Origin of the sequence: Pontibacterium sinense (assembly GCF_015209595.1) — a bacterium.
Lineage (GTDB): Bacteria > Pseudomonadota > Gammaproteobacteria > Pseudomonadales > Balneatricaceae > Pontibacterium > Pontibacterium sinense.
In genome coordinates this window covers 63,802-78,465 of record NZ_JADEYS010000004.1, presented here as the reverse complement: position 1 = coordinate 78,465, position 14,664 = coordinate 63,802, and the positions used below count along the sequence as shown (strand labels likewise).

Sequence of the window (14,664 nt, the reverse complement as noted above, 5' to 3'; positions counted from 1 at the left end):
CCATCCCCCTGCTAATCTGCGGCGCAGAGCATCGATTTCATAATAAAAAACGGAACCTCATGGGTTCCGTTTTTTGTTTCGTACAATGAATCAGGCGAGGATTATCCCTGCTGAACTTTCCAGTGCACGGTTTGATTGGCGAAAAACGGCACAATAGGCTTGCCGCTTGGCAACGCAATTTCACCCGGAATTGTCCAATCTTCACGGATCAGCGTAATGCTGCCTTCGTTACGCGGCAGACCGTAGAAGTCAGGGCCATAGTGACTGGCGAATCCTTCCAGCTTATCCAACGCATCCAACTCTTCAAATACATGCGCGTACAGTTCAATGGCACTCCAGGCACTGTAGCAACCCGCACAACCACAAGCATTTTCTTTAGCCTCTTTCGCATGTGGCGCTGAGTCCGTTCCCAGGAAGAACTTTGGAGAACCTGACTGCACCACCGCGCGCAACGCTTCCTGATGCGTGCTGCGTTTCAGCACTGGCAAACAGTAATTATGCGGACGAACACCACCCACCAGCAGATCATTACGGTTCAACAGCAGATGCTGAGGGGTAATAGTCGCGGCAACGTTGTCAGATGAACCCTGCACAAACTGAGCGGCGTCACCGGTCGTAATATGTTCGAATACCACTTTCAGGGTGGGAAAAGACTCGACAATTTTCGCCAGCTTCTGATCGATAAACTCTTTTTCCCGATCAAAAATATCCACATGGCTATCGGTTACTTCTCCGTGCACCAACAGCAACATACCCTGCTCGGCCATCACTTCAAATACCGGATACATCGCTTCCAGCTGTGACACTGCCGCAGCCGAGTTAGTGGTCGCACCCGCCGGATACAGTTTAGAGGCAACAACACCGGCGGCTTTAGCGTCGATGATATCCTGTGCCGTAGTATCGTTAGTCAGATACAAGGTCACCAGTGGGTTAAAGTCAGAACCTTCAGGGCGCGCATCCAGTATCCGCTGACGGTATGCCATTGCCATCTCAGCATTGGTCACAGGCGGAACCAGGTTAGGCATGATAATAGCGCGCTGGAAGCAACGCGCAGTCGCGGCGACAGTTTCCGGCAACATATCTCCGTCACGCAAGTGCAGGTGCCAGTCGTCAGGGGTTTGGATGGTTAGCGTATTCATGCAGGTCCTTTCTATTCGGGTCAGCGGGGCGTGAGGATCAGCAGAGACTGCTCTGCTCACGGGTACACATTATACCGTATCAGCCACTTAGCTTCATCCGTCAGACCTCACAGTCAGAGCGTATCGACGCCTTGTTTTAGTAATCGACGAGAGAGCGTTTCATCCAGCTCGGGCAGATCCTCAACGCTCAATTCAATCATGTTCAGCTGATAGCGTTGATAAAGTTCTTTGCGACGCATTTTCTCAGCCAGATAACCGCTGCCATCCTGCTCATCCCAAAATTCGATATATAACCGTGCAGCCGGGATATAAAAGTCACAGGCAGCCTCTTCCTCGATAGGTAAACGACGTTGGCAGGCATGTACGATACCTGCGGTGTAAAGCCAGTCATCGATCTTTTGTAAGCCGGCAGACGGAAGCTGATGACCATCCAGGCACTGATAAACAGATACTTCGGACGCAAGCCGGACATTCCGCTCAGTATCCACACAACAGGCTTGAAGGGCGGGATGCTGCGCAATCGTTTCCGGCCACAAGACGTAAGGTACCCCTGATCGGGCATCCTCAGCCTGACGACCACCATAACGGGTGCCCGCGTCAGTCAGTCGCCAGCCTTTAATATGGCGTTCGATCCAACCAAGTTCATTGAAGATTCGATTCATCTGGACCGCAGAGCAAGACAACAACTTGCCAACGGCAGCAGCGCTGAGGAGCTGACTGTCCGGATTAACTAATGCCCGATGTTCAATCACCGTGCCAGGCCAGACAACATAGGTGCCGAAGCGCTTACTTTCCTTGTAATGACCACCTTCAAAGGTACCTTTGGCGGTCAGTGTCCAATGATCACCCTCACGTACAATCCAGCCCAATGCCTCCAACTCGGCAAACATCTGTTTAGATGATTTACCCAGTTTCTTAGCCAGTGCACTGGTCGAAAGGGATTGAACCTCCTCTGTCATATATCTCACCTGATCAAATGCAAAGAATAACTCCGCTCAGGCTAGCAGAAGAGCGATCAGTAAAACACTGTAAACGACCGCGTAACCCCACTCCCATCCGACCACTCAAGTAGACGGACGGGACAATCGGCATAGACCTGGTATTTAACTCAGTGTTCGCGGCGACGCGGCGCACCCGGCTGGCGTGGTTTTGCTTCATTCACTACGAGACTGCGGCCGCCCATTTCCTGACCGTTCAGCGCGCTGATGGCGGCTTTACCTTCAACGGCATTCGGCATTTCGACGAAACCAAATCCCCGGGAACGGCCTGACTCCCGATCCAGAACAATTTTGGCGGACTGCACGTCACCGTGCAGGGCAAAGGTCGCTTCCAGTTCGTTTTCCTGCATACGATAGGACAGGTTTCCCACAAAGATATTCATTTTCTGTTCTCAATTCCGTTCTGCCAGCTTATACGCAAACATTAATGCCCAACGCCGGTCCAATCAGACATTAATGACAACCCTCCACCGTGGCTGTACCCAGCCCCTCTATCAAAGCAGTCCGATGTGACAAAGTGGTTAAGATTTAATCGGCCGGTGGAATACGGATAAAAGAAACGGTGACAGGGCTGCGATCAAACTCGAATTCAGCCCCATATACGGTTATGTTAGGCCTGATAGACAGACAGGCATCGCACAGGAGTCCACACAGATTATGTACGCCAATCAAACCCTGAAACCCCGCGTTCTGATCATCCATACAGGTGGAACCATCGGTATGCGACCGTCTGAAGAGGGCTACAAGCCAGTTGCGGGATTTGAGGCGCTGCTGCGCGAAAAGTTGATTAACAGTGTGCATGACACCCTGCCAGAGTTTGATCTGATAGAGTTCGAGCGCTTAATTGATAGTGCTAATTTAGTGCCGGATGACTGGCAAACCATCGCCCAAACGCTGAGCGAACATTATGCTGATTACGACGGTTTTGTCGTGCTGCACGGGACCGACACGATGGCCTATACAGCATCAGCACTCTCCTTTCAGCTCAGAGGCCTGAACAAACCCGTTATCGTTACTGGTTCACAAATTCCGTTGGTCGAGTTGCGCAACGATGCGCTCGACAATTTGATCAGCGCGCTGATCATTGCAGGCTTTCACCCTGTACCCGAAGTGTGTGTCTATTTTAATGGCCGCTTACTCAGGGGGAATCGCAGCCGGAAGGTTAAGGCGACCGGATTGGATGCCTTTGATTCACCCAACTTTCCCTGGCTGGGTCAGGTGGGTATCCATATAGAATTGCATCAACAACTGATACGCACGGCTGGCACGCCAGACCTGTGCCCCACCCGATACTCACCCGGTGCCGTCGCCATGTTGCCTATCTACCCAGGGATGGCAGATGCGCAGATCCAATCGATTTTAGACAATGAGAAAATACGCGGCGTGATCCTACAGAGTTACGGCGTTGGCAACTTACCCAACAATAATGAACCGCTGATGCATCACCTGACACAGGCGGCTAAAGCAGGGGTGGTATTAGTGAACCTCAGCAGCTGCCTACAAGCACAAGTGATCCCCGGCGCGTACGCCTGCTCTGCAGGTTTAAATGAGATAGGGATCATTTCAGGGGGCGATATGACACCAGAAGCTGCGTTTACCAAGCTGCATACTTTATTGGCAACGCATGAGAGCAGCACACAGGTCTCAGACCTGATGCAACAGAATGTGTGTGGTGAGCTCGACTAGAGCTCAACCTCTTCCAGCCACTCCGATTCCTCGGGCTCCATATAGCGCTGTTCCAGCAACTCAGTCGCCCAATCTTCTGAGTTGGACAAACGTTGCAGCATTGCAACGGCGGTGACCTTGACGGCTGAAACCGGACTCCACATCGAACTGTTCAGACAGCGCCAATGGTTTCGATCCATATGCTTCGGATGTTCGATCTGATCAAGACAAGTTTCACAGATCATAATGCAGTGGTTAACATCCGGCTCGCTATCGAACGGTGGAACCTCAAAGATCTTCAGCTTGATTCCCTGAGCGTCGCACAGCTCACAATGAGCACTACAACGCCGCACCAACTCTTTGCCATATATCGACAAGCCGTGGTGACCGTGGTGTCTTTCATATCCTCTAGCCATAACAACATCCTTCCCTTCAGTCGAAATCCAATAATCCCGGCGCCACAGCTTTGTTACCCAATTCCTTGATAACACTTTCCGACGCGGGCAAGCGATCCTTCTCCTTCAGGTACTGATATATACGAATAGCAGATAATTTTGGATTTGGCCCAGCAGAAACGGAATAAATATTCAAAAAGTTGTTTAAAAAACAAACACAACAACCTCAGCAAAAGCCGTCAAAAACAGGGCGGTAGTATAGATAAACAAAGGGGTCTCATATACTGAGACCCCTTTGTGCCAGACTTTACTCCGGCTAAATCAGCCCATAAGGGCTTGCGGTTGTTACCACTGACCTTTTGCGGCCAACGGCTTTGATGCCATGCTTTCAGCAGACCATTCAACCCAGATATTTCTACAGTGTTGATGCCTGACACTGAAGGTTTCACGCCTCCTGAAACACGCCCATCAGTTAAAATTCTTTCTCTATGAGTATAGGCGAGAATGCTGGCATCTCCGGCGATGTGGCTTTTATAATGCGTGAAAAATTTTCACAGGGAATAGCCAGATGAATCAGTTGGGGACACCACTTTCAGACTCGGCCACACGAGTACTTATGTGTGGCGGCGGCGAACTCGGAAAAGAAGTTGTGATTGAGCTTCAACGTCTGGGCGTTGAAGTTATCGTTGTTGATCGTTATGCCAACAGTCCGGCCATGCAGGTCGCTCATCGCAGTCATGTTATTTCAATGCTTGACGGTGACGCGTTACGCCGTGTTATCGAAGCTGAAAAACCGGATCTGATTGTGCCGGAGATCGAAGCGATCGCCACGGACACGCTGCTCGAACTGGAAGCCGAAGGCTTCAATATCGTACCCACCGCGCGTGCCACTCAGCTCACGATGAATCGTGAAGGTATCCGTCGCCTCGCGGCGGAAGAACTGGGTGTAGCCACCTCCCCATACCGCTTCGCTGCAACCGAAGACGAGTACAGGGCAGCTGTGGCAGAGATCGGCCTGCCCTGTGTGGTGAAACCGATCATGAGTTCATCCGGCAAAGGCCAGAGCACACTCAAAACCGAAGATGAAATTTCCGCAGCCTGGGAATATGCCCAGGACGGTGGCCGTGCCGGGAAAGGCAAAGTGATCGTAGAGGGTTTCGTCGACTTTGATTATGAGATCACCTTGCTAACCATTCGCCACAACAACAGCACCAGTTACTGTGAGCCGATTGGTCACATCCAGGTTGCCGGCGACTACCGTCAGTCATGGCAGCCACAGGCGATGAGCGCCACCGCACTGGAACGTTCAAAAGAGGTCGCAGAGAAAGTCACTACGGCGTTGGGCGGCAACGGCCTGTTTGGTGTTGAGCTGTTTATCAAAGGTGATCAGGTCTATTTCAGCGAAGTGTCTCCACGCCCGCACGACACCGGTATGGTAACCATGATTTCACAAGACCTGTCAGAGTTTGCCCTGCACGCACGGGCTATTCTCGGATTGCCCATTCCTAATATTCATTTCCACGGTCCCTCTGCATCCAGCGTCATTCTGGTAGAAGGTCAGTCGACCCAAACGGCCTTTGGTAACTTGCAGCAGGTATTGGCTCAGCCAAACACTCAGTTACGTCTGTTCGGAAAGCCTGAAGTCGAAGGTGTACGCCGTATGGGGGTGGTACTGGCACGTGGTGAATCTGTCGACGCGGCCAAAGCGACCGCCATCAGCGCATCCTCTGCCGTCAACGTTACACTGTAATCTCAAGGCCTGGCGGATGTTATCCGTCAGGTCTTATTTCATCCTCGTCTTAGTAGCTCAACAGTGGAGTTTGTTGCTGATATCGGGGTTGATCCAGTTCATGCAATATAAACCCGGCAACATCTGCGCGGGACACCTTTCCGGCCACAATCCCCTGAAGATCCGTATGGACCTGAACATTATCCGTTGTGTCTCCGTTGGTGAGAAAACCGGGACGGACAATCGTCCAATCCAGATTGCTCTTGCGGACCAGCCCCTCCTGACGCTCTTTATCCTTATAGATCGTGCGTAACACAAAAGGCTGGAACAGTTTGTCGTAAAAGAAACCACCATGCCCCCGGCTATCCCCGGTACCAATACCCGTCACAACAATCAGACGTTTTATGTGGGCGGCATGCATGGCATCGATTAAGTTGCGGGTACCTTCTGAAAATAGACGAACCTTATCAAAGGTCGGCAGGATACCCAGCGAGATCACCACCGCATCATGACCGGGCACGATCCGCTGCAACGCAAAGAAATCCAGCACATCAGCGCGCTGACGGTGAAGGTAGGGGTGAGAGATTCCGATGTCAGTGGCGGCCCGCGCACAGGCCGTCACCTGATGTCCCTGATCCAGCGCTTTGTGTACTACCTGCAAACCGATCCCACGACTGGCTCCGATCACTAACAAACGCATAATCTGCCCTTACCCCTACGGTAGGAGATGCCGATAGATTCAGCACCTTTATGCATTCAATAATCGCTGCTGTACGCAGGCGGGTCAAACCCCAAAGTTTGCAGATCGTACGCCGTTCTGTGGATCTATAGCTTCAGATCAAATGCGTCCGCGTCCATCCATGCAGGAAAACGTTCACGAAAATCGTTTAGCGCCAGTGCATCCAGCGTAAAGGTTTCAACAAAAGCCTGATCCGGCACCTGATCGACCAACCGCTCTCCCATGAAGTCCACCAGCAAACTATCTCCGCTGTACGCCAGCCCTGAGCCATCAATCCCCACTCGGTTGACCCCAGCGACATAGGATTGATTTTCAATCGCCCGCGCTTGCAGCAACGTACGCCACGGATTACGCCGCGGCTTCGGCCAGTTCGCAACGTAGATCAGCAAGTCGTACTCATTGTGATTGCGGCTAAACGCGGGGAAACGCAGGTCGTAGCAAATTTGTGGCATGATGCGCCATCCCTTGTACTCAACCACAACACGCTCACGACCAGCCTCGTAATGGTTATGCTCCCCACCCATACGGAATAAGTGACGTTTGTCATAAACGGTCTGCTCTCCGTTGGGTTGTGTGAAGAAGCAGCGATTCCGGTAGTGATCACCCACCTGAGTGACCACACTGCCAACAATCGCCGCATCCAGATGTTCAGCCTGCTGCTTTAACCAGCGTGCGGTTTCACCATCAATAGGTTCAGCCAGTGTTTCCGGTGCCATGGTAAAGCCCGTGGTGAACATCTCTGGCAGCACGATTAGATCGGTTGTGCCTTCCAGCTCAGCAAAGATCTGCTCAAACTGCGTTCGGTTCGCTTCAGGCTGCTGCCAAACCAGATCCGCCTGTATCAGCGTGACTCTCAGATCTTGCATAGTTTCTCCGCGGCTGCTCGCAGGGTGTCATCACCTTTCGCAAAACAGAAACGCACCAAACGGGTCTCCATCGGTGCTTCACTGAACACCGAGATAGGAATGGCCGCCACGCCAGCTTCTTCGATCAACCAACGGCAGAACTCGGTATCCGGCAGATCACTGATGGCACTGTAATCCATCAACTGAAAGTAAGTGCCTGAGGTTTTGACACAGCTAAAACGACTGCCTTCCATCAGCTGACAAAACAGATCCCGCTTCTGCTGATAAAACGCTGGGAGTTCTTCGTAATGTTCCGGCATCTCATTCATCATATCAGCCAACGCCAGCTGAACCGGGGTCACGGTACTGAACGTCAGGTACTGATGAACTTTACAAAGTTCTGTACTCAATACGGCCGGAGCAATGCAATAGCCAACTTTCCAGCCAGTGGTGTGATAAGTCTTACCAAAGGACGAAACCACAAAGCTACGGGCAGACAATTCAGGATGACGTAACACACTCTGATGGGGTAACCCATCAAAGCTGATATGTTCATACACTTCGTCTGACAGTATCAGAATATCTGTGTCACGGACGATCTCAGCAAGCTGTTCCAGATCATCGGCACTCAGCACCGCTCCGGTTGGATTGTGCGGTGAATTAATCACAATCATTCGGGTACGTTGATTGATCGCGGCTTTAAGTGCGTTCCAGTCAATCGAGAATGTCGGTGGATTCAGCGCCAGATGGATCGCTTTACCACCATTGAGCTGAATAGCAGGCTCATAACTGTCGTACGCCGGATCAAACACAATCACTTCATCACCGGCCTGTACAACGGCTGCAATTGCCGCAAACAACGCTTCAGTTGCCCCGGAGGTCACCGTCACTTCGCTCTCGGCACAGGTCACGCGACCATAGATACGCTCGACCTTGTCTGCGATAGCGGTGCGTAGAGCGGGAATTCCGGTCATCGGTGCATATTGATTTGCACCGTTTTCGATGTAATGGGCCACACGTTTGCGCAGATATTCGGGACCGTCAAAATCGGGAAAACCCTGCGAAAGATTGATCGCGCCAGCGTCATTGGCAAGCTGCGACATCACGGAGAAAATCGTCGTGCCAACCTGTGGCAGTTTACTGTCAGGAAAGTGCATAGTTCTTGGCTCAGTCAGGCGGTTAAGAGGCAGCGAAACGCTGCCCGTCCATACTAAACCATTTCGCTATCGAGGTGAGAGAGCCAAGGTTAACGGAGTGTTCCCCTACCTTAAAAGATAATCAGGTGTAGTATTCCGCGCAGAAACATCCCGGCCAGTCCACCAATCACCGCAACACGCGCAACCTCACCAACTCGAGACCCCGCCGCCACTAAGACCGCAACGCCAACAATATCCAGAGGGTTAGTCGCAAATCCGACCATCCGATTCAGCTCATTGGCAGTAATCAGTCCCTGATCCATCAGATCCAGCGTGACGCCCATAAACGCGGTTCCGCCGGCAATATACTTGGTGACAAGCGGTAATACTGCCGCTTCAGGCAGACCGAGCAACGCCATCAGAGGCGCCAGCAATTCACTCATCAGATCAATCACCCCGGTCGCTTTCAGCCCATTCACCAGACAGAGTGCCAGCATCAGCATGGGTAGCATCGCCAGAGTAATGCGCATCCCCTCTTGCCCGCCGTCGGCAAGAATCTGCATTGCCGTTTTACGCTCGGACTTGGCGGGGATTTCCGGTTCAATCAGGGTGTCCTGCTCAGCTTCCTGATCACGTGGCATCAACAGATAGTAAGTCAGGCTGGCAGCAAATAAACCGCCGATCAGTGACGTCGCGATGGCAACCGGCATATTCAGCCCGACCGCCATCATGGGGAACACCACATTGGCCTGCGACATACAGAGCAACATCGCCAACGTCGCGGCAATCCGACGCTTGGCAATGCCATTACTATTCATCAGGCTGAGCGTCGCGACAGGGGCAGAGAAACTGACCAGCAGCATTTTGATCAGGGCAAAAACGCCCAGTCCGGGGATACCAAATACTTTCACAACGGGTGACAGAAGACGGGCAAAAAATGCCAAAATCCCTTTGGCGTCCATGAGCTTCATCAGCGCCAGCATCACAACCATAATCGGCATCAGGATGTATAACGCCATATCGATGGCCGTGCGTCCTGATGCCAGAATAACCTCAACCAGCTGTTCCACTGGATACTCTCCCTGAAGCAAAAGGGAAAAGTTTATCCACTTTTCAGGCCGATTGCGTTGGCACTTTGGCTAAGAGGCAAAACTATTTAATGACTGGTCTGACCAGAAAACGATTGTAAGGCTAATAGAAAGCATTCATTTATTGTTGAGGTTGATCAGCCTCTTCCGGCGGCGCTTCAAACGCCTCTTCGTACGGTTCGATCACGAAGGCCTCCAGGCTATACCCTGATGATGCCAGTTCATGGGTGATCGTTTCCGTCGACAACTTACCTGTTACCCAGATCGCGTCGTAAAGATTATCAACCTTGGTACCGGGTTCGAAGCGAACGTAGATAATCTGATTGGACGGTGGCGGTGGCACATGGATACAGGCACCAAAATACGGCACCAGAAAGAACTCGGTGACGTTCATACCATCACCTTGAACAGGCACTACAAAGCCAGGAATCTTAATCATCTTCCCTGCCATCTCTGGTACCACAGGGGCTGATGCCAACGCTGCCATCATCTGATCCATGTACTGAGTGGCTTGCGGGTCAAGATCATCCAACGACCCCAGATCATCTGGATTACCGAGCAAGGACTCCAGTGAAAACCCCGCAGGCATCAGAGCTTCCCACTCCAACTCCTCAACAGGCTCTCCATTAAAACTATCGGCGGCGCAGAGAGACGGCAGCAGGATTGCCATACATAACGTCAGCACACGCAGGATATTTTGAAATACAGATTTCATGAATTTACGCCATTAACTTTCTAACGATCAGATGCGAATGGTTAAACCATCCGCGACCGAGTATCGATAGGCCCGGTAACCGGGAATTAAGCCTACTAACGTACCACAGACAACAACCAGACCCAGTAGTTTCCACTGATAAACATTCAATGCAGTGAGCGGTACAAACACACCCACCTGTGTTTCGAGGAAAGATTGCGACAAACCGATACCCGCATACAACAATATAATACCCAAGCCGACACCCAGCACGGTCAACAATGCCGATTCCAGCGTCAGCAATAACAGTATCTGCCACGCCCGCGCGCCAACTGAACGCAGGATGGCCAACTCTCGGCGACGCTCATTCAGGCTGGTCAGGATAACCGTCAACATACCTACCAGCCCGGCCATGACGACGATCGCCGATACCAGCATCAAAGCTTTCTCTGCAATCCCAACCATATCCCACAACTGTTGCAGGGCGACGCCGGGCAGAATCGCCAGCATCGGTTCTTTACGGTAGTTGTTAATGGAGCGCTGCAGATGGAAGGTCGCCACCTTCGATTTCATCCCCACCAAAAATGCGGTGATCTGCTTTGGTTTCAGCTCTTTGGCAGCCGCCTCCTCTGCCGAGACAGCCTGACCTGGTATTTTCACCCCGGCTTTCCAGTCAATATGGATAGCCTCCAATGCCTGCAAGCTTAAATGTACCGTCCGATCGACCGGTGTACCGGTGCGATTGAGGATACCCACCACCCGAAAGGGCTTATCATCGTGTTTACTGAAACTGGCATTACCAATACCGTGAGCAACAACAATTCTGCTGCCGAGGGTATATCCCAGTTTTTTCGCAACCTCGGCCCCTAACACCACATCATACAATGACTCAAAACGGCGTCCGTCATCAAACGAAAGTGGATGCCGGTTACCGTAGCGGTAATGATCAAAGTAGCCTTCAGTGGTTCCCAGAACCCGATAACCCCGATGGGAATCGCCCACTGAAATAGGCACGGTCCAGGCAACATTTTTGTGATTTTTGACCAGTTCATAACTCTGCCAGGAGATATTGCTGGTCGCATCCCCCATGCGGAAAATGGAGTAGAGCAGTAACTGGATCTGGCCACTGCGCGCGCCCACGATCAGATCCGTACCTGACAGGGTATTGGCGAAACTGTTGCGGGTTTCAGTACGAACCTTTTCAACCCCCAACAGCAACATCACACTGACACCGATGGTCAGCAAGGTGAGCAAGGCCGTTGAACGCCGATGCCATAAACTGCGGGCGGTGAGACGTAACAGGATCATGCGTCGCCCCCTGAACGGTTTAAACCATGCAGATCCACCACCCGGTCAAAGTGGTCGTGTAAGGTCGGATCATGACTGACAAACATCAGAGTTGTTTCTTCCGCCTCGCACTCCTGTACCAGCAGTTGCAGAAAACGGTCTCGGTTACCCACGTCCAATGCTGACGTCGGTTCATCTGCGATAAGAATCTCCGGTGAGCCAATCAAGGCACGGGCGACAGCCACGCGCTGCTGCTGCCCCATCGACAGGTCGGTCACCGGACGGCGTAACAACGCACCACCTAACTCCAGATGATCCAGCAAGCGACGTGCAGAATCATCCACTGATCCGTCTCTCAATACGGCCTTGTCCCGTCGAGTCGTCGAAAATCCGCAGGGCAAGGTCACATTTTCAAGTACATTGAGATAGGGCAACAAGTTAAACATCTGGAAGACAAACCCAATGTGATCCGCACGAAACGCATCACGCTGGGTTTTGCTCAGCGCCTGCAGGCTGACATCCATCAGATGAATAGCCCCAGCATTGGGTTCCAGCACACCACCTATCAGGTTCAACAAGGTGCTTTTCCCGCTACCTGACGCGCCCTGCAAAAAAAGTCGTTCTCCACGCATCACCGTGAGTGATTCGATATTGAGCAGTGGCTGGTCTTTTGCCCAACCAAACTCCAACTTTTCCAGCGCAATAGCGGCTTGCACACTGTTCTCCTTAGAAACTGACGCGAGGATTATCCAGAGTCAGCAGTTTACCTTGCTGAGTCTGTGGCGTAATCAGCTGCAGGTGGATCTTTTCAATGGCCGGAAATGCTTTAAACATCAACACATCCAATCCGTTCAACTGTTTTGGTTGCAAACACTGATAGTAATAGTTCACACGCAGATCGCTATGATCACCACCTGCTTCGTCGTGCTCGTGCTCTCCGGCATGGTGCTCTGTATCATGATCATGTTCGCCATGTTCGCCATGTTCGCCATGTTCGCCATGTTCGCCATGTTCGCCATGTTCGCCATGTTCGCCAGAATGCTCGTCCATGTCTGTGGTTGAAGCCAGTTCAACCCGCCCTAGCCGGCAATCAGCAGCGGCAGTTAAAGCAAAAAGCTGGCCCGCTTGTTGTAGCTTTTTAATCGACTGCTGGAGCTTCTGCTTTTCTGCATCCGTCCGAGCAGTATGTTCGAACCCCATAATGTTGGCTGCTGGAGAGATAAATTCCAGCTCCAGATGTTTGCCATCCAGCGCTAGATTGAGCTCCGCAACACCATGCTGATGTACTGCGAGCGACCCACCTGCCCCATCACCCTCTTCCAGGGTATTTGCCTGCACCGCAGACCCGAGCAATGTCAGCCCTATCAACGCAGAGCCGGTGATGACTGATCCACTCTTTCGCTTGAACTGATCCATTTCCTGCTCCTGTAAGTTAACTCCTAAAAAGATAACTTCAGACTAAATGATACAATATAACATTTCAATTACAGCTCATTTATTTCAGCCAGAATACCGCCTAACACGTTAAGGGCTGCTTTACGGTCCGTATTCCAGGGATGGGTATAGCTGATACGAATGCAGTTACGAAAGTGATCGGCCGCTGTAAATAGAGCTCCCGGAGTGATCAGAATATCCTGCTCACGGGCACGGGCGTATACCTGCATAGAGTCGATGTGTTGCGGTAACTCTAACCACAACGTAAGCCCGCCTTGAGGAACAGAGCTGGCGCAGGGCATCGGCCACTCATACTGGATCGTTGTGATCAGTTCATCGCGCTGGGCCTGAAGGTTGGGGATATACCGTCTCAGATGCCGGTCATAACCTCCATCCTCAATAAAAGAGGCGACGCCTTGCTGCACATATCGACTGGTCGCTAGCGAGGTCACCAGCTTCAGACGCTGAATCTCCTCACGCCAGCGTTCTGAAATCACCCAACCGACACGCAAGTCACGTGACAGGGTTTTCGAAATAGAACCACATAAAATCACACGCCCCTGACGGTCCAGCGCCTGCAAAGGCGGCATCGGATGATCAAAAGCAAGTTCACGATAGATATCATCTTCAACGATATGGAAATCATACTGTTCTGCCAGCACCAATAACTGCTTACGGTTTTCCAGCGGCATCAGCGCTCCGGTTGGTGTGGCAAATGAAGGGGTAACAACACAAGCCTTTATCGGCCACTTTTCTGCGGCCTGCGCCAGAACATCCAGATCCATACCCTGTACGGGATCGCTGGGAATCTCGATCGCTTTAAGCCCTAACCCTTCGAGGAGCTGCAATACACCATAAAAACCGGGCGACTCTACAGCCACCAGATCACCGCGCTGACATAAACACATCAAGGCAAAAAACAGCGCCTGCTGGCACCCTGTGGTAACAGTCAAATCACAGGCATCAACCTGACACCCCTGTCGCTTGTAACGACGGGCGAGAATATCGCGCAGCTGCTGACTGCCTGCCGGTTCATCATAATATTGATGTAAACCTTTTTGCCGCCGCAGTTCACGGGCGACCGTGCGATTCAGTTGCAGCAGCCCCGGCGGCAGTGCTTCCCGGGTGCCGGCATCTGGCGAGATATCAAATGCTGCACTACGACACATCAGCTCCTGTGTCACCGCGTTCACGGAAACGGGCACCGGCGCAGGTGAAGAGACGATGTTGCTGGAGGGGGCATTGACCGGCATCGGTTTGTATTGCGGCCGTACAAAGAACCCCGCTTTAGGACGAGATTCGATCAATCCACGTGCTTCCAGTCGGTTAAGGGCGTGCATCACCGTGGTTTTAGACAAACCTTGTTCCTGCACCAACGTCCTGATCGACGGCAGACGATCTCCCGGTTGCCAGCGTCCCTGCTCAATTTCCTCAGACAATTGCTGCTCAAGCGAGCGGTACAAAAAATTGTTCATCGCCCAATCTGTACCCTATAAAGTTTATTTTTTTATACCT

Annotated in this window: 15 protein-coding genes; 2 read left to right on the top strand and 13 right to left on the bottom strand. The window is 51.9% G+C overall.

Annotated features, from left to right (window positions below; genetic code table 11):
* Nucleotides 1-101 precede the first annotated feature (101 nt).
* The 3 genes from pyrC to rbp form a co-directional block, all read right to left on the bottom strand.
* A complete protein-coding gene (gene pyrC, locus IOQ59_RS05350) occupies nt 102-1,139 on the bottom strand; it encodes a dihydroorotase (protein ID WP_193952239.1) in 1,038 nt (345 codons plus the stop codon).
* A 113-nt stretch (nt 1,140-1,252) separates the two neighbouring features.
* Entirely contained in the window at nt 1,253-2,098 is an 846-nt protein-coding gene (locus tag IOQ59_RS05345) for a hypothetical protein (protein ID WP_193952238.1), read from the bottom strand.
* A gap of 149 nt (nt 2,099-2,247) precedes the next feature.
* Nucleotides 2,248-2,520, bottom strand: coding sequence for an RNA-binding regulator (rbp, locus tag IOQ59_RS05340; protein WP_193952237.1), 273 nt, complete (start codon nt 2,518-2,520; stop codon nt 2,248-2,250).
* A 274-nt stretch (nt 2,521-2,794) separates the two neighbouring features.
* On the opposite strand from rbp, the gene ansA reads away from it, so the two are divergent.
* Entirely contained in the window at nt 2,795-3,823 is a 1,029-nt protein-coding gene (gene ansA / locus IOQ59_RS05335) for an asparaginase (protein ID WP_228050707.1), read from the top strand.
* Here the strand turns inward: ansA and IOQ59_RS05330 are convergent.
* Nucleotides 3,820-4,218 (bottom strand): phnA protein, encoded by a 399-nt coding sequence (locus IOQ59_RS05330; protein ID WP_193952236.1) that lies wholly within the window; start codon nt 4,216-4,218, stop codon nt 3,820-3,822. The genes ansA and IOQ59_RS05330 overlap by 4 nt on opposite strands.
* 547 nt (nt 4,219-4,765) lie before the next feature.
* Between IOQ59_RS05330 and purT the strand changes: the two genes are divergently transcribed.
* Complete coding sequence (gene purT / locus IOQ59_RS05325; protein ID WP_193952235.1) at nt 4,766-5,947, top strand: formate-dependent phosphoribosylglycinamide formyltransferase; 1,182 nt, start codon at nt 4,766-4,768, stop codon at nt 5,945-5,947.
* A gap of 49 nt (nt 5,948-5,996) precedes the next feature.
* Here purT and IOQ59_RS05320 read toward each other — a convergent pair whose 3' ends face one another.
* The 9 genes from IOQ59_RS05320 to IOQ59_RS05280 form a co-directional block, all read right to left on the bottom strand.
* Nucleotides 5,997-6,626, bottom strand: coding sequence for an NAD(P)-dependent oxidoreductase (locus IOQ59_RS05320; protein ID WP_193952234.1), 630 nt, complete (start codon nt 6,624-6,626; stop codon nt 5,997-5,999).
* Nucleotides 6,627-6,751: 125 nt separating this feature from the next.
* Nucleotides 6,752-7,531, bottom strand: a complete 780-nt coding sequence (locus IOQ59_RS05315) for an amidohydrolase (RefSeq protein WP_193952233.1) — start codon at nt 7,529-7,531, stop codon at nt 6,752-6,754.
* Nucleotides 7,519-8,667, bottom strand: coding sequence for a pyridoxal phosphate-dependent aminotransferase (locus IOQ59_RS05310; RefSeq protein ID WP_193952232.1), 1,149 nt, complete (start codon nt 8,665-8,667; stop codon nt 7,519-7,521). The genes IOQ59_RS05315 and IOQ59_RS05310 overlap by 13 nt, the downstream gene beginning before the upstream one ends.
* Before the next feature lie 110 nt (nt 8,668-8,777).
* Nucleotides 8,778-9,716, bottom strand: a complete 939-nt coding sequence (locus IOQ59_RS05305) for a nucleoside recognition domain-containing protein (protein WP_193952231.1) — start codon at nt 9,714-9,716, stop codon at nt 8,778-8,780.
* Nucleotides 9,717-9,855: 139 nt separating this feature from the next.
* On the bottom strand, nt 9,856-10,449 hold the full coding sequence (locus IOQ59_RS05300) for a DUF3299 domain-containing protein (RefSeq protein ID WP_193952230.1): 594 nt from the start codon (nt 10,447-10,449) through the stop codon (nt 9,856-9,858).
* Between the two features lie 27 nt (nt 10,450-10,476).
* Nucleotides 10,477-11,736, bottom strand: coding sequence for an ABC transporter permease (locus IOQ59_RS05295; protein WP_193952229.1), 1,260 nt, complete (start codon nt 11,734-11,736; stop codon nt 10,477-10,479).
* A complete protein-coding gene (locus IOQ59_RS05290; RefSeq protein WP_371871830.1) occupies nt 11,733-12,431 on the bottom strand; it encodes an ABC transporter ATP-binding protein in 699 nt (232 codons plus the stop codon). The genes IOQ59_RS05295 and IOQ59_RS05290 overlap by 4 nt, the downstream gene beginning before the upstream one ends.
* Before the next feature lie 10 nt (nt 12,432-12,441).
* Nucleotides 12,442-13,131 (bottom strand): DUF2796 domain-containing protein, encoded by a 690-nt coding sequence (locus IOQ59_RS05285; protein WP_193952228.1) that lies wholly within the window; start codon nt 13,129-13,131, stop codon nt 12,442-12,444.
* A 68-nt stretch (nt 13,132-13,199) separates the two neighbouring features.
* Nucleotides 13,200-14,624, bottom strand: coding sequence for an aminotransferase-like domain-containing protein (locus tag IOQ59_RS05280; protein WP_193952227.1), 1,425 nt, complete (start codon nt 14,622-14,624; stop codon nt 13,200-13,202).
* Nucleotides 14,625-14,664: the final 40 nt, after the last annotated feature.

Bases quoted from the DNA above. Each gene is read 5' to 3' on its own strand.
- pyrC (WP_193952239.1), bottom strand. From the start codon at position 1,139: ATGAATACGCTAACCATCCAAACCCCTGACGACTGGCACCTGCACTTG.
- IOQ59_RS05345 (WP_193952238.1), bottom strand. From the start codon at position 2,098: ATGACAGAGGAGGTTCAATCCCTTTCGACCAGTGCACTGGCTAAGAAA.
- rbp (WP_193952237.1), bottom strand. From the start codon at position 2,520: ATGAATATCTTTGTGGGAAACCTGTCCTATCGTATGCAGGAAAACGAA.
- ansA (WP_228050707.1), top strand. From the start codon at position 2,795: ATGTACGCCAATCAAACCCTGAAACCCCGCGTTCTGATCATCCATACA.
- IOQ59_RS05330 (WP_193952236.1), bottom strand. From the start codon at position 4,218: ATGGCTAGAGGATATGAAAGACACCACGGTCACCACGGCTTGTCGATA.
- purT (WP_193952235.1), top strand. From the start codon at position 4,766: ATGAATCAGTTGGGGACACCACTTTCAGACTCGGCCACACGAGTACTT.
- IOQ59_RS05320 (WP_193952234.1), bottom strand. From the start codon at position 6,626: ATGCGTTTGTTAGTGATCGGAGCCAGTCGTGGGATCGGTTTGCAGGTA.
- IOQ59_RS05315 (WP_193952233.1), bottom strand. From the start codon at position 7,531: ATGCAAGATCTGAGAGTCACGCTGATACAGGCGGATCTGGTTTGGCAG.
- IOQ59_RS05310 (WP_193952232.1), bottom strand. From the start codon at position 8,667: ATGCACTTTCCTGACAGTAAACTGCCACAGGTTGGCACGACGATTTTC.
- IOQ59_RS05300 (WP_193952230.1), bottom strand. From the start codon at position 10,449: ATGAAATCTGTATTTCAAAATATCCTGCGTGTGCTGACGTTATGTATG.
- IOQ59_RS05295 (WP_193952229.1), bottom strand. From the start codon at position 11,736: ATGATCCTGTTACGTCTCACCGCCCGCAGTTTATGGCATCGGCGTTCA.
- IOQ59_RS05285 (WP_193952228.1), bottom strand. From the start codon at position 13,131: ATGGATCAGTTCAAGCGAAAGAGTGGATCAGTCATCACCGGCTCTGCG.
- IOQ59_RS05280 (WP_193952227.1), bottom strand. From the start codon at position 14,624: ATGAACAATTTTTTGTACCGCTCGCTTGAGCAGCAATTGTCTGAGGAA.